This window comes from Streptomyces sp. NPDC087440 (assembly GCF_044744005.1).
Taxonomy (GTDB): Bacteria; Actinomycetota; Actinomycetes; order Streptomycetales; family Streptomycetaceae; genus Streptomyces.
Window position 1 is genome coordinate 50,267 of record NZ_JBIUXN010000018.1, and the last position, 19,580, is coordinate 69,846.

Consider the following 19,580-nt stretch of genomic DNA (forward strand, 5'->3'; position numbering starts at 1 on the left):
GGTGGAGAAGCGGTCGCGATGGGGTGGGGAAACGGTCAGGAACGGTCACGTGCGGGGTGCCGCTGTCACCGGTGCCGGTGACAGCGGCACCGTCGCTACCGTGCGCGCAGCGCCGCCCCGATCGCGTCGTCCACCGTCGGGAACGCAAAGGAGAACCCCGACTCCAGCAGCCGCCCCGGCACCACCCGCTGACTCCCCAGCACGTCCCCCGCCAGCTCCCCGAGCGCGATCCGCAACGCCGCCTTCGGGACGGGGAACAGGGCCGGCCGGTGCAGGGCCCGCGCCATGGCCGCCGTCACCTCCTTGTTGGTGACGGGTTCGGGGGCGGTCAGGTTCACCGGCCCGGACAGGGATTCGGTGTCGATCAGGTGCCGCAGCGCCGCCACCTCGTCGTGCAGCGCGATGAAGCTCCAGTACTGGCTGCCGTCGCCGAGCCGTCCGCCGAGGCCCGCCCGGAAGATCGGGAAGAGCTTGCCCCAGGCCCCGCCGCCGCGCGCCACCACCAGCCCGGTGCGCGCGAACACCGTCCGGATGCCCGCCTCCTCGGCCGGGGCGGCGGCCTCCTCCCAGTCCACGCACAGCGACGGCAGGAACCCGTCCCCCGGCGGCGCCTGCTCGTCGACCTTCCGGTCACCCGTCTCGCCGTAGAAGCCCAGTGCGGAGCCGCTCACGAAGACCCGTGGCGGGGTGTCCAGGGAGGCGACGGCCTCGGCGATCGCCGAGGTGCCCAGCAGTCTGCTCTCGCGCAGCTCGCGCTTGTACGCGTCCGTCCAGCGGTGGTCACCGATGCCGGCGCCCGCCAGGTGCACCACCGCGTCGCAGCCGACGAGGCCCTTGGTGTCGACGTGACTGCGCCTGGGGTCCCAGGTCACCTCGTCGCCCGAGCGCGCGGGCCTGCGCACCAGGCGCACCACCTCGTGGCCGTCCGCGCGCAGCGAGCGCACAAGTGCCGTACCGATGAGGCCCGTAGAGCCCGTGACTGCGATCCGCATGGCGTCCATGGGTTCATCCTGCCCCGGGTAAGGGCGGATGCGCGCTCGGTGGCACAGTGTCGCCATGCCGCAGACGCACGAAGGACCCGACGCATCCGCGAGCCCCGTCGACGCCGTCGCCGTACGCGTCGCCACGCTCGCCGACGACGCGGCGCTGGCCGCACTGGACGGGGACACCTGGTCGCCCCTGCACGCGGTGACGCCGCGCCCGGTGCCTCCGTACGCGCCCTACTTCGACGAACGCCACCTCCCCGACGACGTCCTGGTCGCCGAGGAGGACGGGCGGCTGCTCGGCTATGTGCGCATCGTGCCGCCCACCCCGCTCGTCTCCAACACGCACGTCCTGCAGATCAACGGGTTCGCCGTCGCCGAGGAGGCGCGCGGGCGGGGGATCGGCCGGACGCTGGTGCGGGCCGTCTGCGCGGAGGTGCGCCGCCGGGGATGCCGCCGGATCACCCTGCGGGTGCTGGGACACAACGCTCCCGCGCGGGCGCTGTACGAGGCGGAGGGGTTCGCGGTGGAGGGGGTGCTCCCGGGGGAGTTCTTCCTCGACGGGCGGTACGTGGACGACGTGCTGATGGGGCGGGCGCTCACGGACTGAGGGCGGAGGCCCGCGGGCCCGTACGGAAGGGTTCCGCATGGAGCCAGGAACGGCACCGAACGGCGCGAAGGGGGCAATGCGGGCATAGTGATCGTCAGGGGTGCCTGTACGGAGGACCGTGCGGGGACCCGCCCGCAGCCCTTGTCGTCTGCCCGAGGAGCCGGAAGCGCGATGAGCTCGGTCCGCGCGCGTCAGGGGGAGGTCCCTCGATGGCTCAGGGGCGAGAAGGCGCCGCTCTGGCTGCGCCTGCTGCCCCTCGCCGTCTTCGTGCTGCTGGTGCTCTCCGACCGGATCACCCCCGACGAGGTCGAGCTGAGCTACTTCGTCGCCGCCCTGCCGCCGCTGACCGCCCTGCTGTACGGGCCGGTGAGCACCGCCCTCATGGGGGTGGCGGTGCTGGTCTTCGGGCTGTTCGACCGCGGCGAATTCGCGCACCGGGACGGTGTGCTGCTCTCCCTGGTGCTGCTCTGCGGCACCAGCGTGGTGGTGTCCTGGTCGCGCATGCGCAGGGATGCCCGGCTGGTGACCGTGGGGACGGCCGCGGAGGTCGCGCAGTTCGCGGTGCTGCCGCCGCTGCCGGCCGCGGTGGGCCGGGTGCACTGCTTCGGTCTCTACCGGGCGGCGGAACTGGGCGCACTGGTCAGCGGCGACCTGTACGACGTACGGGCGGGGCCGAACGGGGTGCGCGCGGTGGTCGCCGACGTGGAGGGGCACGGGCCCGGGGCGGTCGCCACGGTGTCGGCCCTGCTCGGTGCGTTCCGGGAGGCGGCGCTCGACGACGCCGACCTGCCCGCGGTGGCGGCCCGGCTGGACCGGCGGCTGGTGGTCGACTCGGCGGCGGTGGAGCACGCGGAGCTGTTCGCGACCGCCGTGCTCATGGAGTTCGCCGAGGACGGCCGGTCCGTACGGGTGGTCTCCTGCGGGCACCCGCCGCCGCTGCTGCTGCGGGAGGACCGGGTCACCGAGATGCCGGTCGACCCGGCACCCCCGCTGGGGCTGGGCCTCACCGAGTTCGGGCTGCCGTCGGTGACCGTGGTGCCGCTGGAGCCCTGCGACCGCATCCTGGCCCACACCGACGGCATCACGGAGGCGCGGAACGCGGCGGGCGCCTTCTACCCCCTGCGCGAGCGCCTGGAGGCCATCGGCCCGTCCCGGGGGGAGCTGGCCGACCTGGCGGAGGCGGTCCAGCGCGACCTGCTTCGGTTCGCCAAGCACGTCGAGGACGACGTGGCGCTGCTGCTGGTGGAGCCGGACCCGGAGCGCTGCCCGGACGAGGGCCCGCCGACGCCGTGAGCGCTTTGCCGGGGCCGGGGGCGTTCCGCTGAGGTTGGTTCCACGGCGCTCCGCCGAGGCCGGGGCGGTGTGCCCGGGAAGCCGGGGCAGTGTCCCCCGGGCGCGGCTCAGGACAGGCTCATGCCCCGGGTCAGCTCCCTGAGGCAGCGGGCGGCCAGCTCGGCGGGCGAGCCCGGCCCCTCGGTGGGGGCGTCCGTACGGGCCCACTCCTCCAGTGCCGTACGGATCGCGGCCGTCGCCGCCGCTGCCGCGAGGCGCACCTCCAGGGGGTCCGCGCCGGGCCCGGCGAGCGTGCCCAGCACCGGGACGAGCTGTTCCTCGGACTCCTGGTTCACCCGGTACCAGACGGCCCGCAGCGCCGGGTCCTGCGCGGCGGCGCGCAGCAGCCCCCGGGTCCAGTCCAGTTGCTCGGCGGCCTGCGGGTCCGGCGTGGCGAGCACCTCGGCGACCGCGCGCTCCAGGGTGCTGAGCACACCGGAACCGGGCTCGGCGGCCGCGAGCAGTGCGCGCCACTGGTCGCCGCCGCCGGAGAGCAGCGGGGCGACGGCGTCCTGCTTGCTGCGGAAGTACCGGTAGAAGGTGCGCAGCGCGACCCCCGCGCGCGTGGCGATGGCTTCGGCGGTGGTGCCGTCCGGGCCGTGCTCGGCGAACAGTTCGGCGGCGGCGCGCGCGATCTCCAGCTGGGTGGCGGCCTTGCGGCGCTCGGTCAGGGAGGGCTTGGGCGGGGTGCTCGCGGGGGCGGGCGACGGGTTCGGGGGCTGTTGGTGCGTGGTCTGTGGGGGCTCGGTGCTCACCTCGGCAGCGTACGCCCAGGAAGGTCCGCACACCGGCAGGGGTGCACAAAATGACCTAGTGACAAAACGTGCCACATGGGCGTAACGTGAAAGGCGATCCCGAAGGAGGCCGATCCGGAGGGGACTCAAGCACTGCGGAGATGAAGACCATGCAGCGTTACGAAGGCCGTCGCGTTCTGATCAGCGGCGCCGGTTCGGGCATCGGGCGGGCGACCGTGCACCGTGTGCTCGCCGAGGGCGGCCGTGTGTTCGCCGTCGACGTCAACGAGGCAGGGCTGAAGGAGACCGTCGAGCAGGCCGCCGCCACCTCCGCCGAGGCCGCGCAGCGTCTGAGCACCGCGGTCCTGGACATCTCCGACGAGGCCGCCGTCAAGGCCGGCGTCGCGGCTGCCGTGGAGAGCCTGGGCGGGCTCGACGTACTGGTCAACGCGGCCGGCATCCTGCGCTCCTCGCACACGCACGAGACCACGCTCGACTTCTTCAACAAGATCATCGCGGTCAACCTGACCGGCACCTTCCTGATGATCCGCGAGGCGATCCCGGCCCTGCTGGCGGGCGACAAGCCGGTGATCGTGAACTTCTCGTCCACCTCCGCCTCCTTCGCCCACCCGTACATGTCGGCGTACGCGGCCAGCAAGGGCGGCATCCAGTCGATGACGCACGCCCTGGCCGCCGAGTACAGCAAGCAGGGCCTGCGCGTCGTCGCCGTGGCGCCCGGCTCCATCGCCTCCGACATGACCAGCGGCAAGGGCCCGGGCTTGCCCGAGGACGCCGACATGATGCTCTTCATGAAGCTCGCCCCGGCCCTCGGCCAGGGCTTCGCGGGCCCGGAGACCGTCGCGGGCGTCGTGGCGATGCTCGGCTCGGAGGACGGCGCGTTCATCACGGGCACCGAGATCCGCATCGACGGCGGCACGCACTACTGACGGGAGTCGGCGGGGGCGCGGCGCCGGGCAGCCCGGTGCCGTACCCCCGCCCGTCGGCGATCACTCTCCAGCGGAAAGCACTGAGTCTCATGAGCAGTACCGAAAACAGCACGTCCTCCGCGGCGGAGACCTTCGACGGGAAGACCGTCGTCATCACCGGTGCCTCCGCCGGCATCGGCGCGGGTTTCGCCCGGCACGCCGCGTCGCTCGGCATGCGGCTGGTCCTCGCGGACATCGCCGCCGACCGCCTGGAAGCCCTCGCGGGTGAGCTGAGGGCGGGCGGCGCCGAGGTCGAGACGGTCGTCGTCGACGTCGCCGACGCGGCCTCCGTCGAGAGCCTCGCCGAGCGGGCGTACGCACGCTTCGGCAGCGTCGACATGCTGATCAACAACGCCGGGATCATGGCCATGGGCTACTCCTGGGAGATCCCCGCCGAGCGCTGGGACGCGGCGCTGCGGATCAACATCGGCGGATACGTCAACGGCCTGCGCGCCTTCGTGCCGAGGCTGCTGGAGCAGGGCACCAAGGCGTGGGTGCTGAACGTGTCCTCGGTGGGCGGGATGCTGCCGAGTCCGCTGATGGCGCCGTACAGCGTGACGAAGTTCGGCACCCTGGCGCTGAGCGAGTCGCTGCACTACGAGATGCAGATGCGGCAGGCGCCGATCCAGGTGTCGGTCGTCATGCCCGACTCCGTCAAGAGCGAGATCTTCCGGGCGGCGCAGCCGGGGGACGGGACGCCGCCGGAGATCGCGGGGTTCAACCAGCAGCTGCAGGCGCGGGCGGACGAGCAGGGGATCACGCCGGAGGAGCATGCGCGGCGGGTGTTCGATCTGGTGGCCGGAGGTGCGTACTGGGCGATTCCGCAGCCGGAGATGCTGGATGCGGTCCTGCAGGGGCGCACGGACATGATCCTGTCGCGGGCGACCCCCACGTTGAATCTGGGCTGAGGTCCCGCTTGGCGGGGCGGGGCCCTTGCTGCGTACCGTCCCCGGTACCGGGGTGTTTTCGCCCCAGCCCCGCCCCTTCACCTAAACCCGCGGGGCTGGGTGGTGGGCTGCTGTTCCTGATGGGGCTACGCCCCTCGCCCCCTGCACGGGCTGCGCCCGCGCGTCCTCAAACGCCGGACGGGCTGAAGTGCCTGGCCAGGGCTGAGGTGCTGGCGCTTCTGAGGTGCTGGTGTGCCCCTGATATGCCGCCCGAAGGGCTGGCATTTCAGGGGCGCGGGGCCGTGTCGATGTGCGGCTCCGCCGCGTGGGCGCGACCAGCCACGACGCACCCGCACAGAACCGCAAGCCCCGCACCGGGTGCCGAGACCCCGCCCCGCCGCACGCCCCAGTGCCCGCACCACGCCCCAGTGGCTAGTCGCCGAACCTCTCCCACAGCTGAGGGAAACGATCCGCCAGGGCCCCGTCGTCGTCGAGGTCCAGCGGGGTGCCCTCCGGTTCCGCGGCCTGGGCCGGCACGCCCAGGTCCGGGGCGACCGAGCCCGTCAGCTGTTCGTACGCCTCGTCCGCCGCGTACCCCAGCTCCTCCCCGTCCCCGTCGATCTCGTCGTCGAAGTCGTCCAGGAGACCCGCCAGGTCGTCCGGCTCGTGCAGCGCGCCCTCGAAGACCTCCCGGCCCTGGCCGATCAGCCAGCACCGGAAGTAGTCGAACGCGTCGTCGCTCGCGCCGCCCATCATGACGACGGCGGCCCCCCACAAGTCCCACCGGTACGCGCGGTTGTAGCGCACCTCGAAGTGTCTGGCGAAGTCGAGCACGGCGTCGGGGTCCCGCTGGAGCAGCCGCTCGACCAGCAGGTCGGCGTGGTCCTCGGGGTCGCCCTCGGCGGCCGCGCGGGTGCTGTCGACGATCTCCCAGAATTCCGTCTCGTCCATCACGTGCTCCAGCATCGGGCTTGCGCGGGTGCGGCGCACGCGGAGCGCCCGGATGAGGGCCGTCTCGTTACCCGCGCGGTTCGTACGGATGCCCCCGGTGCGTACGGGTGGGCGAATGGCAGGGCCGTCGCGCATGTCTTGTTCTCGCAGGTGGGCGTCCCGTGTGACCGTCCGATGATTCACTCGTTTGAAGGGCAAGCGACGTACGCACTCTCACCCTCAAAGGGGCTGCCCTCGTCATGGACACGCAAGACCGGACAGAACACACCGGGGCCCGCGGAGCCCCGCTGAGCGTGGCACAGGCCGAAGCCGCGCTGGTCGAGCACTATCCGCGCCTCGTCAGGCTCGCCTTTATCACCCTTCCGCCCTCCCTCGGCCGCCACCGCCGCGTCCTGGCCGCCCATGGGCTCGTCCAGCGCGCCCTTCCGTCCGTACGGACCCGGACCGGCCGCCCCGTCACCGCCCCCACCCTTCCGGCCCAGCGCACCGCGCCCGCCGAGAGCGCGTACGTCACGCTGCGCGCCCGGGTGCTGCGCGAGGCGCTGGCGTACGGGAAGCGGCCCACCTGGTGGCCGAAGCGCGGACCCGGGCCCGAGCGCCTGCGCCCCGTGCTCCCCACCGTCTGGGGGCTGCGGCTCTTCCCCGCCGCCGGCGGCGCCGACGAACTCGCCCTGGAACAGGCCCTCTCCGGAACCGACTCCGCCACCCGCGCCGCCCTCGCCCTGCACCGGGTGGAGGGACTGGGCGAGGACGAGACCCGTCGGCGCCTCGCCGAGGCCGGGGTCGCCGAGCCCGCCCTCGCCCTGCGCACCGCCGAACGGCTGGGGCGCCAGGTGCTCGGCGAACCGGGGGAGGGGAGCGAACACCCGCTGCTGTCCGGCGAGTTCGACCCCTGCTTCGTGCACACCCGCCCCACCGACCTGCTGCGCCGCAGGCACCGCATCCGTACCGCGGGAGCGACCCTCGTGGTCGCGGCCGTCGCCGCCGGGGTGCTGCCCGTCGTGCTCGGCGACGCCCCGCGCCCGCAGGAGCGGTCAGCCGCCACCGGCACCGTCAACGCCTCCATAGCGGGGCGCGTCCTGGACCCCCGCAACCTGGTCCGCCCCGCCGCCGACGAATGGGCCGACACCTCCCGCGTCGACTTCACCGTCTGGCCCGCCCGCGGGGACCGCGTGGACGACCTCAAGCTGCTCGACCGCGCACTCAAGGTGTGGGCGAGTCCGGCCCGTACGGTACGGATCTCCAGCACCCCCGGCGCGGGGACACAACCACCCACCGCCCCGCCCCGGCTGCTGTACGCCGGAGACGTCGACGGCACGGCGGTCGTCCTCCTCAACGACGGCGACCGTACGATCCGCTACGCGGAACCCGCCGACGGCGACCAGCCCCCGGCACTCGACTTCGCCCGCACCGACGACGCCGACGTGGTGACCGGAGCGGCCCTCGTCGTCACCCGCGACGGCGCCAACACCCGCTTCCTGCTGGCCCCCTGGATCGACGAGACCACCACCCGCGACCTGCTCAAACCCAACTCCCCGGGCGGAAAGCTGGGGGTGCGCGCGGACGGTGTCACCGATCCCGTCCGACGCCCGGGCGCGGGCGGTACGTGCGACTCCTGGCCCGTCCTCCAGCTCCGCTCCTCCGAGCTGATCGTCGAGAAACACGCCTTCCTGCTGACCGACCTCGGCGACCTCGCGCCCGTCCACCTCACCTACACCCCGCCGCCCGGCAGCGGCGCCCCCGCGCGCCAGCCCCGCGAGGCGACCAGCACCGCCGCCCTCCAGACCTGGGCGCACAGCGCCTGCCACCTCCCCGCGATGCGGGGCTTCGGGGTGCGCGCGGTCAACAACTGGGTGTACGCGCAGCAGACGCTCCCCGAGGCGGGCGGCCGGGCCGACTGGGTCTGCACCCGCGCCGACACCTGGCGCGGCCCGGGCCGCGTGATGGTCCAGCTCCACCTGCCGAACGCCTCCCCCACCGCACTCGGCACGGCGGTCGCGACCGCCGAGGACACGGCCTCGTGCAGCCGCTTCGGACAGCACGTGCTCGCCGGGGCGGGCTGGCAGGCCCCGAAGTCGGGCGCCTGGTACCTCCTGGCGGCGGGCAGCCGCAAGGTGCGCACCATCGAGGCCACGGGCGGCCTCACGGCGAAGGCCGAGGGCCCGGTGATGGCGGTGCGGGCACCCCAGGGGGTCAAGGCGCAGCTGAAGGCGAAGATGGCGGACGGGTCGACGCTGGAGGGGCTGCGGTGAGATTCCTCGGTGGGCCGCCGTAAAACCGGACAGTAGTTGTCTGGTTTGGGCGGCAGACTTCTTCGTACGAGACGACGGAGGAGCCGCACATGAACACCGACCAGCCGAACCTGACCGGCCGCATCGCCCTGGTGGCGGGCGCGACCCGGGGCGCGGGTCGCGCCATCGCCGTGGAACTGGGTGCGCTGGGAGCGACGGTGTACGTCACCGGGCGCACCACCCGCGCGAAAGTCAGCGAGGTCGGACGCACGACCGAGACCATCGAGGAGACCGCCGAACTGGTGACGGCGGCGGGCGGCGAGGGCGTCGCCGTGCCGACGGATCACCTGGAGGTGGCGCAGGTACGGGCGCTGGTCGAGCGGATCGACCGGGAGCGCGGTCGGCTCGACGTCCTGGTCAACGACATCTGGGGCGGGGAGCACCTGGTCGAGCTCGAGAAGAAGAAGATGTGGGAGACGGAGCTGGAGCGCGGGCTGCGGATGCTGGAGCTGGGGGTCAAGTCCCACATCATCACCAGCAGTTGTGCGCTTCCGCTGCTGGTGCGGCACGAGGGCGGGCTGGTGGTGGAGATCACCGACGGCACGGCCGAGTCGAACAAGGGGTTCCGGGAGAACTTCTACTACGACCTCGCGAAGAACGCGCCGATCCGGATGGCGTCGAATGTGGCGCACGATCTGGAGGGGGTGGGCGGGACGGCCGTGTCGGTGACGCCCGGGTTCCTGCGCTCCGAGCAGATGCTCGATCACTTCGGGGTGACGGAGGCGAACTGGCGCGACGCGATCGCCAAGGAGCCGAGCTTCGCGATCGCGGAGTCGCCGGTGTACGTGGGGCGGGGCATCGCACGGATCGCCGCCGATCCGGAGCGGGGGCGGTGGAACGGGCGCTCGCTGTCCAGCAGGGACCTGGCGGTGGCGTACGGGGTGCGGGACGCGGACGGGTCGCAGCCGGATGCGTGGGGGTATCTGTCGCGGGTCATGGCGGGGGAGGAGGGTGTCCTGGCGGACGACTACCGCTGAGGCCCGTCCGGGCGGGGGGCTGGTGGTCTCGGTTCCGTGCGGGGGTGTTGGTGGTCTCGGTTCCGTGCGGGTGTGTTGTGGCTGGTCGCGCAGTTCCCCGCGCCCCTGAAGGGGCTGCTTCGCAGCCGCCTTCATCCACCCCGTCCCCTTGGGCTTCCCCCCGTCCCCTTGGGCGGCGGGGCCGCCCCCCGGGGGCGGGACGGGCGGGCAAGGGGGCGGCCCGCCCGACACCGGGTCACCCCGGTTCCGGCCCCTGCCCGCACCTGGAACCCCGGCCCGTCCCCAGCACTGGCCGACGGGGCCCTCACCCGTACAGCCGCCCCAGCCCCCTCGCCACCCCCACCGCGGCCTCCCGCAGCGCCGGTGGGCCCAGGATCTCCACCTCCGGGCCCAGGCTCAGGAGTTGGGCGAGCGCGACCTCCACCGACTCCACCGGCAGGGTGATCCGCACCCACCCCTCCGCGTCCGGCGGCCCCGCCGCCGCCAGCGCCTCGCGGGTCACGGTCGGGTCCATGATCCGCAGGAGGCCCGGCACCCCGGCGGGCGAGACCCGCAGGTCCGCCTCCGCGCGCAGGATCGAGCGGGCGAACTCCGCCGCCCGGGACGTCCAGAAGTCCGGGAGGTCGAAGGACTCGTCCCGGGTGAAGGCCGACGCCGTCACCGTCACCGCCGTGAAGCGGTCCAGCCGGTAGACCCGGAAGTCCCCCGACTCCGCCCGCGCGCAGACGTACCAGATGCCGCCCTTGAGGACGAGCCCGTACGGCTCCAGGCGGCGTTCGGCGACGACGTCCGGGCGTTTCGCGTAGCGGGCCTCCAGCACGTAGTCGCCCCAGACGGCCTCCGCGACGGCGGGCAGCAACTCCGGTGTCACCGGCTCCTGGTACCAGCCGGGCGCGTCCAGGTGGAAGCGCTGCGCGGCACTGGACGAGGCGTCGCGGAGGGAGGGCAGCAGCGCCGCCGACACCTTCAGGCGGGCCGCCGAGGCCGCGTCCTGAAGGCCCATCTCCCGCAGCGCGCCCGGCAGTCCGGACAGGAAGAGGGCCTCGGCCTCGCTGCGGCCGAGGCCCGTCAGGCGGGTGCGGTAGCCGCCGATCAGGCGGTAGCCCCCGGCCCGCCCCCGGTCCGCGTACACGGGGACACCCGCCTCGGAGAGGGCCTGGGCGTCCCGGGTGATCGTCCGCTCGGACACCTCCAGCTCCGCCGCCAGTTCGGCAGCCGTCATCATCGGCCGGGACTGGAGCAGGAGCACCATCTTGATCAGTCGGGCAGCGCGCATGCCCCACATCTTGCTACGGGGCCATACTGGGAGGCCGTTGTCGTGTACGCGCACAAGCGAGCCGCGTGAACGTGTGCGCGGGAGGGCGGGGTCATGAGAGGGGAACAGCTCGGCGGCCGGTACCGGCTGACGAGACGGATGAGCCGGGGCGGCATGGGCGAGGTGTGGGCCGCCCGCGACGAGCGGATGCAGCGGGACGTCGCCGTGAAGACGGTCGCAGTGCCCCGCGAGGCCACCTCGGCGGAGACCTTCTTACGGTTCCGGCGCGAGGTCCGGTCCGCCGCGAGCCTGCCCGGCACGCACACCGTCATCGCCCACGACTGCGGCGAGGAGTGGATCGACGGCGAGAACGTGCTCTACCTGGTCATGGAGCTGATCGAGGGCCCGACCCTGCGCCAGAAGGTCGCCGAAGGGCTCCCGCACTGGTCGCAGGCGGTCGACTGGGCGGGCCGGATCGCCACCGCGCTCGACGCGGCCCACGCCCGAGGCATCGTGCACCGGGACGTGAAACCGGACAACATCATGTTCACCACCGGTGACGAGCTGAAGGTCCTCGACTTCGGCATCGCCAAGTTCGTCGGCGACTCGGTGACGGTCAGCGGGCTCACCGCCACCGGCGCCGCCATCGGCACCCTCGCCTACATGTCGCCCGAGCAGCTGCGCGGCGAGCGGGACCTCGACCACCGCAGCGACCTCTACTCGTTCGGCTGCGTCCTGTACTTCATGCTCACCGGACGCCCGCCGCTGCGCGCCGACAATCCGTACGCCCTGGCGATGATGATGGACGACGAACCGCCCGTGCCCCCGGACCGTTTCACCCCCGGCATCCCGGCGGAGCTGAGCACGCTCGTCATGGACCTGCTGGCCCGCAGCCCCGACGGCCGCCCCCGGACGGCCGCCGCCGTGGCGGAGCGGTTGCGCGGGCTGACGCACGAGGAGGGGGCGCGCGCCGCACTGGGCAGGGCGGCCGAGGCCCGTGCCCAGGCGGTCGAGTACCGGGCGCAGGCCTCGGACGTTCTCGCCCGGGCCCAGGAGGAGCTGCGGGCCGCCCGCGAGCAGGCCGACGCCCTCCGGGAGGAGAGCCGGGCGCAGGTGGAGCGGGCCAGTGCGGAGTTCGAGCGGCAGCTGAAGGCGCGCCGCGAACGGGTCGTGCGCGACGAGGCCGCCCGTCACGCCACGGCGCAGGAACGCCTCGCCGAGATCGAGCAGCGGGCGGAGCAGCTGAGGCGGGAGGCGGCGACGTTGCGCACCGACGCCGAGCGCCACGCACGGCAGATCGTGGAGACCGCGGAGCGCCGGGCGGAGGGGATCGAGGCGGGCGCGGGCGGTGCGCCGCCCGCATGGGACCTGGTCCGCGCACAGTTGGACCGACTGGTGGAGGAGAGCATGTACATCCCGACCGGCGAACTGGCCACCCGGCGGGACGGCATCCTGCGCCAGCTCTTCAGCATCCAGCGGGAGCTGACGCAGGCCGATGCCGCCGAGCAGACCGACATCCCGGAGCAGAAGTTCGCCTGAGCGGCACCGCACCGAGCAGTGCGTCCTCAAGCAGCGCGTCCCCGGGCATCGTGTCCCCTGGCAGCGCGGAGGGGCCCCGCGTGCACACTGTGCGCGCGGGGCCCCTCCGTACGTCGTGGGAAGGCGAAGGCCTACAGGCCGTAGCGCTCCCGGGCCTCCTTGACCGCCGAAGCCGGGACGGAGCCCTTCTTCGCCAGCTGGGCCAGCGTCGCCACGACGATCGACTGGGCGTCGACGCCGAAGTGGCGGCGGGCCGCCTCACGGGTGTCGGAGAGGCCGAAGCCGTCCGTACCGAGGGAGGTGTAGTCCTGCTCGACCCACTGGCTGATCTGGTCGGGGACCTGACGCATCCAGTCGCTGACCGCGACGACCGGGCCCGGGGCGTCGGCCAGTACCTGGGTCACGTACGGGGTGCGGAACTCGCCCCGCAGTGCGGCCTCGTCGGCCTCCAGCGCGTCGCGGCGCAGCTCGCCCCACGAGGTGGCGGACCAGACGTCGGCGAAGACGTTCCAGTCGGCCGCCAGGAGCTCCTGGGCCTCCAGGATCCAGTGGATCGCGGTGCCGGACGCGAGCAGCTGGGCGCGCGGGGCGTCCGGCGAGGTCGCGGCCGGGGCGTCCTTGAACTTGTAGAGGCCCTTGACGATGCCCTCCTCGACGCCCTCGGGCATCGCGGGCTGCGGCATCGGCTCGTTGTAGACCGTCAGGTAGTAGAAGACGTCTTCCGGCTTCTCGCCGTACATCCGCTTCAGACCGTCCTGGACGATCACCGCGACCTCGTACGCGAACGCCGGGTCGTAGTTCAGCGACGCCGGGTTCGTGGAGGCGATCAGGTGGGAGTGGCCGTCCGCGTGCTGGAGGCCCTCACCGGTCAGCGTCGTACGACCGGCGGTCGCGCCGACGATGAAGCCCTTGCCGAGCTGGTCGGCGAGCTGCCACATCTGGTCGCCGGTCCGCTGCCAGCCGAACATCGAGTAGAAGATGTAGAACGGGATCATCGTCTCGCCGTGCGTGGAGTACGCGGTCGACGCGGCGATGAAGTCCGCCATGGCCCCGGCTTCGGTGATGCCCTCGTTGAGGACCTGACCGTCCTTGGCCTCCTTGTAGTACATGAGCTGGTCGCGGTCGACCGGATCGTACGTCTGGCCAAGGGGGGAGTAGATGCCGGCGGAGGGGAACAGCGCCTCCATGCCGAAGGTGCGCGCCTCGTCGGGGACGATCGGCACCCAGCGCTTGCCGGTCTCCTTGTCCCGCATCAGGTCCTTCACCAGGCGGACGAACGCCATGGTGGTGGCCATGCCCTGCTTCGAGCCCTTCTTCAGCGCGGCGAAGGACTTCTCCTGCGGCTGGGGGAGGGGCGCGACCGGGTGCACGCGGCGGGCCGGGGCCGGACCGCCGAGGGCGGCACGGCGCTCCTGGAGGTAGCGGACCTCGGGGGAGTCGGCGCCCGGGTGGCCGTACGGAACGAGGGAGTCGTCCAGCTTGGCGTCCGGGATGGGGAGCTCGAGGAGGTCGCGCATGGCGCGGAATTCCTTGCCGGTGAGCTTCTTCATCTGGTGGTTGGCGTTGCGCGACTCGAAGGTCGGGCCGAGCGTGTAGCCCTTCACCGTCTGCGCCAGGATCACCGTCGGCTGGCCCTTGTGCTCGACGGCCGCCTTGTACGCCGCGTACACCTTGCGGGCCTCGTGGCCGCCGCGCGAGGTGTGGAAGCACTCGGCGATCTTCGCGTCGGAGAGCACGGCCGCGAGCTGCTTGAGCGCGGGCTCCGCGCCGAAGAAGTGCTCGCGGATGTAGGCCACGTCGCGGGTCGCGTACGTCTGGAACTGGGCGTCCGGCACCGCGCGCAGGCGGCGGACGAGAGCACCGGTGGTGTCGAGCTGGAACAGCTCGTCCCAGGCGGAGCCCCACAGCGACTTGACGACGTTCCAGCCGGCGCCGCGGAAGGCGCCCTCCAGCTCCTGCACGACGCGGAAGTTGGCGCGGACCGGGCCGTCGAGGCGCTGCAGGTTGCAGTTGATGACGAAGGTCAGGTTGTCCAGACCCTCGCGGGCGGCCAGCGTGAGCGCCGCCGTGGCCTCGGGCTCGTCCATCTCGCCGTCGCCCAGGAAGGCCCAGACGTGGGAGTTGGAGGTGTCCTTGATGTTGCGGTTCTCCAGGTAGCGGTTGAAGCGCGCCTGGTAGACCGCGGACAGCGGGCCGAGACCCATGGAGACGGTGGGGAACTCCCACAGCCAGGGCAGTCGGCGGGGGTGCGGGTACGAGGGGAGGCCGTTGCCGCCCGACTCCTGCCGGAAGTTGTCGAGCTGCTGCTCGTTCAGGCGGCCGTCGAGGAAGGCGCGGGCGTAGATGCCGGGGGAGGCGTGGCCCTGGATGTAGAGCTGGTCGCCGGAGCCGTCACCCTCCTTGCCGCGGAAGAAGTGGTTGAAGCCGGTCTCGTACAGCCAGGCGGCCGACGCGAAGGTGGCTATGTGGCCGCCGACGCCGAAGCGCGAGCCGCGGGTCACCATGGCCGCCGCGTTCCAGCGGTTCCACGCGGTGATCCGGCTCTCCATCTCCAGGTCGCCGTCGAAGGCGGGCTCGGAGGAGGTCGGGATGGTGTTGACGTAGTCCGTCTCCAGCAGCTTGGGCAGCGCCAGACCGGCGGCCTCGGCGTGCTGGAGGGTACGGCGCATCAGGTATTCGGCCCGGTGGGTGCCTGCGGCCTTGGCGACGGCGTCGAGGGAGGCCGCCCATTCGGCGGTCTCTTCGGTGTCGCGGTCCGGGAGCTGGTCGAGCTCGCTCGGAGCGGTGCGTACGGGGTCGGTCATGACGCCGCCTTCCGGGAGGGAGGGGGTGGTGGAGAAAGGGGGGTCTGTGTCTGGCAGGACGGGACCCGGTGGTGCTTGTTGACGGGACCTTGATGAGGTCCGCCGTCGACTGTAAGGACTGATCGATGATCGATCAAAGTTTGAAGCGAAAAAATCCTTCCGCAACGCAAAGTCGGCATTCCGTGCCACGGAAAAGGGCACGAAGTGTCATCAAAGAAACGGACAATGAGGGCAATTCAGGCGCGCGGTGCACATCCGAGCACGTGTGCCTTCACCAGTTCACCGATCCGGGGGTCCCGCCGCCGGAAGGCCTCCACCAGGTCCTCGTGCTCCTCGGCGTACGACTTCTGCACGGTCCCCAGCCACCGGATCGACAGCGCCGTGAACACCTCGATGCCGAGGCCCTCCCAGGTGTGCAGCAGGACGCCGTTGCCCGCCGCCCGCACCAGCTCCCGGTGGAAGCCCACCGTGTGCCGCACCTGCGCGGTCCCGTCCACCGCGCGGTCGGCCGCGTACAGGGCCACCACATGCGGCTCCAGCGCCGATACGTCGTCGGCGAGCACCGGGGCGGCCAGCTCGGCGGCGATCTGCTCCAGGCCCGCCCGTACCGGGTAGCTCTCCTCCAGGTCGGCGGCGGTCAGATTCCGTACCCGTACGCCCTTGTTGGGAGCCGACTCGATCAGCCGCAGGGTCTCCAGCTCGCGCAGGGCCTCGCGCACGGGGGTCTGGCTGACCTGGAGCTCGGTGGCGATCCGGCGCTCCACGATGCGCTCGCCCGGCTTCCAGCGCCCGCTGACGATCCCCTCGACGATGTGCTCGCGGATCTGTTCGCGCAGCGAGTGGACGACGGGCGGGTTCATGGGGGCTCCTTCAGGAAAAACCGACGCGCTGGGTAACCATACGGCGGCGCCCCCGCCCGGAAGAGACCCGGGCGGGGGCGCAGTCGTACAGCAAGGAGCCTTACAGGCCGAGCTCGACCTCGAACTCGCCGGCCTCCAGGATCGCCTTGACGGCCGTCAGGTAACGGGCCGCGTCGGCGCCGTCCACCAGGCGGTGGTCGTAGGAGAGCGAGAGGTAGGTCATGTCGCGGATCGCGATGGTCTCGCCCAGGTCGGGGTGGTTGATGACCACGGGACGCTTGACGGTGGCCCCGATGCCCAGGATGGCGACCTGGTTCGGCGGCACGATGACCGTGTCGAAGAGTGCACCGCGCGAGCCGGTGTTGCTGATGGTGAAGGTCGCTCCGGACAGCTCGTCCGGGGTGATCTTGTTGCCGCGGACCTTGCCGGCCAGCTCGGCGGTCTTCTTGGAGATGCCCGCCAGGTTGAGGTCACCGGCGCCCTTGATGACCGGGGTCATCAGGCCCTTCTCGGAGTCCACGGCGATGCCGATGTTCTCCGAGTCGAAGTAGGTGATGGTGCCCTCGTCCTCGTTGATCCGGGCGTTGACGACCGGGTGGGCCTTCAGCGCCTGGGCGGCTGCCTTGACGAAGAACGGCATCGGGGAGAGCTTGACGCCCTCGCGGGCGGCGAAGGAGTCCTTCGCTGCGGCGCGGAGCTTCATGAGCTTGGTGATGTCGACCTCGACGACCGAGGTGAGCTGGGCCTGGCTGTGCAGGGCCTTCATCATGTTGTCGCCGATGACCTTGCGCATGCGGGTCATCTTGACGGTCTGGCCGCGGAGCGGGGAGACCTCCAGGGCCGGGGCCTTGGACGCGGCGGCCGGAGCAGCCGGGGCGGCGGCCGGGGCCGGGGTCTTGGCGGCCTCGGCGGCGGCGACGACGTCCTGCTTGCGGATGCGGCCGCCGACGCCGGTGCCCTTGACCTGGCCCAGGTCGACTCCGTTCTCGGAGGCGAGCTTGCGGACCAGCGGGGTCACGTAGGCACCGTCGTCACCCGAGGTCGCGGCCGGAGCGGCCGGGGCCTGCGGGGCGGCGGGAGCAGCCGGAGCCGGGGCAGCCGGAGCGGCCGGGGCCGGGGCGGCAGCGGCGGGCGCGGCCTGGACCGGAGCCGGGGTGGCGGGGGCGGCCGGAGCGGGGGCCTCCTGCTTCGGAGCCTCCTGCTTCGGGGCCTCCTGGGCGGGAGCAGCGGCGGGAGCGGCAGCCGGAGCGGCCGGGGCGGCGGCCGGGGCCGCGCCCTTCGCGCCGATGACGGCGAGCTTGGCGCCGACCTCGGCGGTCTCGTCCTCGGCGACGACGATCTCCAGGAGAACACCGGAGACGGGGGCCGGGATCTCGGTGTCGACCTTGTCGGTCGAGACCTCGAGCAGCGGCTCGTCCTCGGAGACCTCCTCGCCGACCTCCTTCAGCCAACGGGTGACGGTGCCCTCGGTCACGGACTCGCCGAGCGCCGGAAGGGTGACGTCGGTGCCCTCGGCGGAACCGGCGGCCGGAGCGGCAGCCGGAGCCTCGGCCGGGGCGGCGGGCGCCTCGGCGGCGGGAGCGGCTGCGGGGGCCTCCTCCTGCGCCGGGGCGGCGGCCGGAGCCTCTTCGGCGGCCGGAGCGGCGGCCTCAGCGCCACCGCCCGTGCCGTCGTCGATGATCGCCAGCTCGGCGCCGATCTCGACGGTCTCGTCCTCGGCGACCTTGATGGAGGCCAGGATGCCCGCGGCCGGGGCCGGGATCTCGGTGTCGACCTTGTCGGTCGAGACCTCGAGCAACGGCTCGTCGGCCTCGACGCGCTCGCCCTCGGCCTTGAGCCAGCGGGTGACGGTGCCCTCGGTGACGCTCTCGCCGAGCGCCGGCAGGGTTACGGAAACCGACATGGTTTCAGTTGCTCCTATCGGAAGTGGTGCGGAAACAGGTCGTCGCGCCCATGACGGAAAACTATTAGTCGTGGGAGTGAAGCGGCTTGCCGGCCAGGGCCAGGTGGGCCTCGCCGAGGGCCTCGTTCTGGGTCGGGTGCGCGTGGATGAGCTGCGCGACCTCGGCCGGCAGGGCCTCCCAGTTGTAGATGAGCTGCGCTTCGCCGACCTGCTCGCCCATACGGTCGCCGACCATGTGGACGCCGACCACGGCACCGTCCTTGACCTGGACGAGCTTGATCTCGCCCGCGGTCTTCAGGATCTTGCTCTTGCCGTTGCCGGCCAGGTTGTACTTCAGGGCGACGACCTTGTCCGCGCCGTAGATCTCCTTGGCCTTGGCCTCGGTGATGCCCACGGAGGCGACCTCGGGGTGGCAGTACGTCACCTTCGGCACGCCGTCGTAGTCGATCGGAACGGTCTTCAGACCGGCCAGACGCTCCGCCACCAGCATGCCCTCGGCGAAGCCGACGTGCGCGAGCTGGAGGGTCGGGACGAGGTCGCCGACGGCCGAGATCGTCTCGACGTTCGTGCGCATGTACTCGTCGACCAGGACGTAGCCGCGGTCCATCGCGACGCCCTGCTCCTCGTAGCCGAGGCCCTGGGAGACCGGGCCGCGGCCGATGGCGACCAGCAGCACCTCGGCCTCGAAGGTCTTGCCGTCGGCCAGCGTGACCTTGACACCGTTCTCGGTGTACTCGGCGCTCTGGAAGAAGGTGCCCAGGTTGAACTTGATGCCGCGCTTGCGGAACGCGCGCTCCAGAAGCTTGGAGCTGTTCTCGTCCTCGACCGGCACGAGGTGCTTGAGGCCCTCGATGACGGTGATGTCGGAGCCGAAGGACTTCCACGCCGAGGCGAACTCGACGCCGATGACGCCGCCGCCCAGGATGATCGCCGACTCCGGGACCCGGTCCAGGGTGAGCGCGTGGTCCGAGGAGAGGATGCGGTTGCCGTCGATCTCCAGGCCCGGCAGCGACTTCGGCACGGAGCCGGTCGCCAGCAGGACGTGGCGGCCCTGGACGCGCTGGCCGTTCACGTCGACGGAGGTCGGGGAGGACAGGCGGCCCTCACCCTCGATGTACGTCACCTTGCGGGAGGCGACCAGGCCCTGGAGGCCCTTGTACAGGCCCGAGATGACCTCGTCCTTGTACTTGTGCACGCCCGCGATGTCGATGCCCTCGAAGGAGGCCTTCACGCCGAACTGCGCGGACTCGCGCGCCTGGTCGGCGATCTCGCCCGCGTGCAGCAGGGCCTTCGTCGGGATGCAGCCGTTGTGCAGGCAGGTGCCGCCGAGCTTGTTCTTCTCGATCAGTGCGACGTCGAGGCCCAGCTGGGCTCCGCGCAGCGCCGCGGCGTAGCCGCCACTGCCACCGCCGAGGATCACTAGGTCGAAAACGGTGCTGGCGTCGTTCGCCACGTCACGTCCTCCATG

15 protein-coding genes are annotated in these 19,580 nt (G+C 72.2%); 7 read left to right on the top strand and 8 right to left on the bottom strand.

Features of this window, described 5'->3' with window-relative positions:
* Nucleotides 1–95: 95 nt before the first annotated feature.
* Nucleotides 96–1,001 (bottom strand): TIGR01777 family oxidoreductase, encoded by a 906-nt coding sequence (locus ACIO3O_RS30040; protein WP_401751310.1) that lies wholly within the window; start codon nt 999–1,001, stop codon nt 96–98.
* A 55-nt stretch (nt 1,002–1,056) separates the two neighbouring features.
* Here ACIO3O_RS30040 and ACIO3O_RS30045 point away from each other — a divergent pair, with 55 nt between their 5' ends.
* Entirely contained in the window at nt 1,057–1,593 is a 537-nt protein-coding gene (locus ACIO3O_RS30045) for a GNAT family N-acetyltransferase (RefSeq protein ID WP_401751312.1), read from the top strand.
* 171 nt (nt 1,594–1,764) lie between these two features.
* Nucleotides 1,765–2,886 carry a PP2C family protein-serine/threonine phosphatase gene (locus ACIO3O_RS30050; protein WP_401751314.1) on the top strand — a complete coding sequence of 374 codons (1,122 nt, stop codon included), beginning with the start codon at nt 1,765–1,767 and terminating at the stop codon, nt 2,884–2,886.
* 107 nt (nt 2,887–2,993) lie between these two features.
* Here ACIO3O_RS30050 and ACIO3O_RS30055 read toward each other — a convergent pair whose 3' ends face one another.
* The gene (locus tag ACIO3O_RS30055) at nt 2,994–3,680 is read right to left on the bottom strand and encodes a TetR/AcrR family transcriptional regulator (protein ID WP_401751316.1); all 687 of its coding nucleotides are present in this window, start codon (nt 3,678–3,680) and stop codon (nt 2,994–2,996) included.
* Between the two features lie 149 nt (nt 3,681–3,829).
* Between ACIO3O_RS30055 and ACIO3O_RS30060 the strand changes: the two genes are divergently transcribed.
* Together ACIO3O_RS30060 and ACIO3O_RS30065 are read left to right on the top strand one after the other, a co-directional pair.
* The gene (locus tag ACIO3O_RS30060; protein WP_401751318.1) at nt 3,830–4,606 is read left to right on the top strand and encodes an SDR family NAD(P)-dependent oxidoreductase; all 777 of its coding nucleotides are present in this window, start codon (nt 3,830–3,832) and stop codon (nt 4,604–4,606) included.
* Nucleotides 4,607–4,695: 89 nt separating this feature from the next.
* Nucleotides 4,696–5,553, top strand: a complete 858-nt coding sequence (locus ACIO3O_RS30065) for an SDR family NAD(P)-dependent oxidoreductase (protein WP_401751320.1) — start codon at nt 4,696–4,698, stop codon at nt 5,551–5,553.
* A gap of 411 nt (nt 5,554–5,964) precedes the next feature.
* Here ACIO3O_RS30065 and ACIO3O_RS30070 read toward each other — a convergent pair whose 3' ends face one another.
* Nucleotides 5,965–6,483, bottom strand: a complete 519-nt coding sequence (locus tag ACIO3O_RS30070) for a DUF4240 domain-containing protein (protein WP_401751538.1) — start codon at nt 6,481–6,483, stop codon at nt 5,965–5,967.
* Nucleotides 6,484–6,722: 239 nt separating this feature from the next.
* Between ACIO3O_RS30070 and ACIO3O_RS30075 the strand changes: the two genes are divergently transcribed.
* Nucleotides 6,723–8,735: a hypothetical protein gene (locus tag ACIO3O_RS30075; protein ID WP_401751322.1), complete on the top strand. Its 2,013-nt coding sequence runs from the start codon at nt 6,723–6,725 to the stop codon at nt 8,733–8,735.
* 89 nt (nt 8,736–8,824) lie between these two features.
* Nucleotides 8,825–9,751 (top strand): SDR family oxidoreductase, encoded by a 927-nt coding sequence (locus tag ACIO3O_RS30080; protein WP_401751324.1) that lies wholly within the window; start codon nt 8,825–8,827, stop codon nt 9,749–9,751.
* Nucleotides 9,752–10,055: 304 nt separating this feature from the next.
* Here ACIO3O_RS30080 and ACIO3O_RS30085 read toward each other — a convergent pair whose 3' ends face one another.
* On the bottom strand, nt 10,056–11,027 hold the full coding sequence (locus ACIO3O_RS30085) for a helix-turn-helix transcriptional regulator (RefSeq protein ID WP_401751326.1): 972 nt from the start codon (nt 11,025–11,027) through the stop codon (nt 10,056–10,058).
* Nucleotides 11,028–11,120: 93 nt separating this feature from the next.
* On the opposite strand from ACIO3O_RS30085, the gene ACIO3O_RS30090 reads away from it, so the two are divergent.
* Nucleotides 11,121–12,545, top strand: a complete 1,425-nt coding sequence (locus ACIO3O_RS30090; protein ID WP_401751328.1) for a protein kinase — start codon at nt 11,121–11,123, stop codon at nt 12,543–12,545.
* Between the two features lie 131 nt (nt 12,546–12,676).
* Here the strand turns inward: ACIO3O_RS30090 and aceE are convergent, their stop codons facing one another.
* The 4 genes from aceE to lpdA all read right to left on the bottom strand — a co-directional run bounded on the left by aceE (nt 12,677) and on the right by lpdA (nt 19,565).
* Nucleotides 12,677–15,349 carry a pyruvate dehydrogenase (acetyl-transferring), homodimeric type gene (gene aceE, locus ACIO3O_RS30095; RefSeq protein WP_401751330.1) on the bottom strand — a complete coding sequence of 891 codons (2,673 nt, stop codon included), beginning with the start codon at nt 15,347–15,349 and terminating at the stop codon, nt 12,677–12,679.
* A gap of 236 nt (nt 15,350–15,585) precedes the next feature.
* On the bottom strand, nt 15,586–16,209 hold the full coding sequence (locus ACIO3O_RS30100) for a GntR family transcriptional regulator (protein ID WP_189821807.1): 624 nt from the start codon (nt 16,207–16,209) through the stop codon (nt 15,586–15,588).
* 100 nt (nt 16,210–16,309) lie between these two features.
* Entirely contained in the window at nt 16,310–18,112 is a 1,803-nt protein-coding gene (sucB, locus tag ACIO3O_RS30105) for a 2-oxoglutarate dehydrogenase, E2 component, dihydrolipoamide succinyltransferase (RefSeq protein ID WP_401751332.1), read from the bottom strand.
* A gap of 64 nt (nt 18,113–18,176) precedes the next feature.
* Nucleotides 18,177–19,565, bottom strand: a complete 1,389-nt coding sequence (gene lpdA / locus ACIO3O_RS30110; RefSeq protein WP_401751334.1) for a dihydrolipoyl dehydrogenase — start codon at nt 19,563–19,565, stop codon at nt 18,177–18,179.
* Between the last annotated feature and the right edge of the window lie 15 nt (nt 19,566–19,580).

Bases quoted from the DNA above. Each gene is read 5' to 3' on its own strand.
- ACIO3O_RS30080 (WP_401751324.1), top strand. From the start codon at position 8,825: ATGAACACCGACCAGCCGAACCTGACCGGCCGCATCGCCCTGGTGGCG.
- ACIO3O_RS30050 (WP_401751314.1), top strand. From the start codon at position 1,765: ATGAGCTCGGTCCGCGCGCGTCAGGGGGAGGTCCCTCGATGGCTCAGG.
- ACIO3O_RS30065 (WP_401751320.1), top strand. From the start codon at position 4,696: ATGAGCAGTACCGAAAACAGCACGTCCTCCGCGGCGGAGACCTTCGAC.
- ACIO3O_RS30045 (WP_401751312.1), top strand. From the start codon at position 1,057: ATGCCGCAGACGCACGAAGGACCCGACGCATCCGCGAGCCCCGTCGAC.
- ACIO3O_RS30100 (WP_189821807.1), bottom strand. From the start codon at position 16,209: ATGAACCCGCCCGTCGTCCACTCGCTGCGCGAACAGATCCGCGAGCAC.
- ACIO3O_RS30085 (WP_401751326.1), bottom strand. From the start codon at position 11,027: ATGCGCGCTGCCCGACTGATCAAGATGGTGCTCCTGCTCCAGTCCCGG.
- ACIO3O_RS30070 (WP_401751538.1), bottom strand. From the start codon at position 6,483: ATGGACGAGACGGAATTCTGGGAGATCGTCGACAGCACCCGCGCGGCC.
- ACIO3O_RS30060 (WP_401751318.1), top strand. From the start codon at position 3,830: ATGCAGCGTTACGAAGGCCGTCGCGTTCTGATCAGCGGCGCCGGTTCG.
- aceE (WP_401751330.1), bottom strand. From the start codon at position 15,349: ATGACCGACCCCGTACGCACCGCTCCGAGCGAGCTCGACCAGCTCCCG.
- ACIO3O_RS30090 (WP_401751328.1), top strand. From the start codon at position 11,121: ATGAGAGGGGAACAGCTCGGCGGCCGGTACCGGCTGACGAGACGGATG.
- ACIO3O_RS30040 (WP_401751310.1), bottom strand. From the start codon at position 1,001: ATGGACGCCATGCGGATCGCAGTCACGGGCTCTACGGGCCTCATCGGT.
- sucB (WP_401751332.1), bottom strand. From the start codon at position 18,112: ATGTCGGTTTCCGTAACCCTGCCGGCGCTCGGCGAGAGCGTCACCGAG.
- ACIO3O_RS30075 (WP_401751322.1), top strand. From the start codon at position 6,723: ATGGACACGCAAGACCGGACAGAACACACCGGGGCCCGCGGAGCCCCG.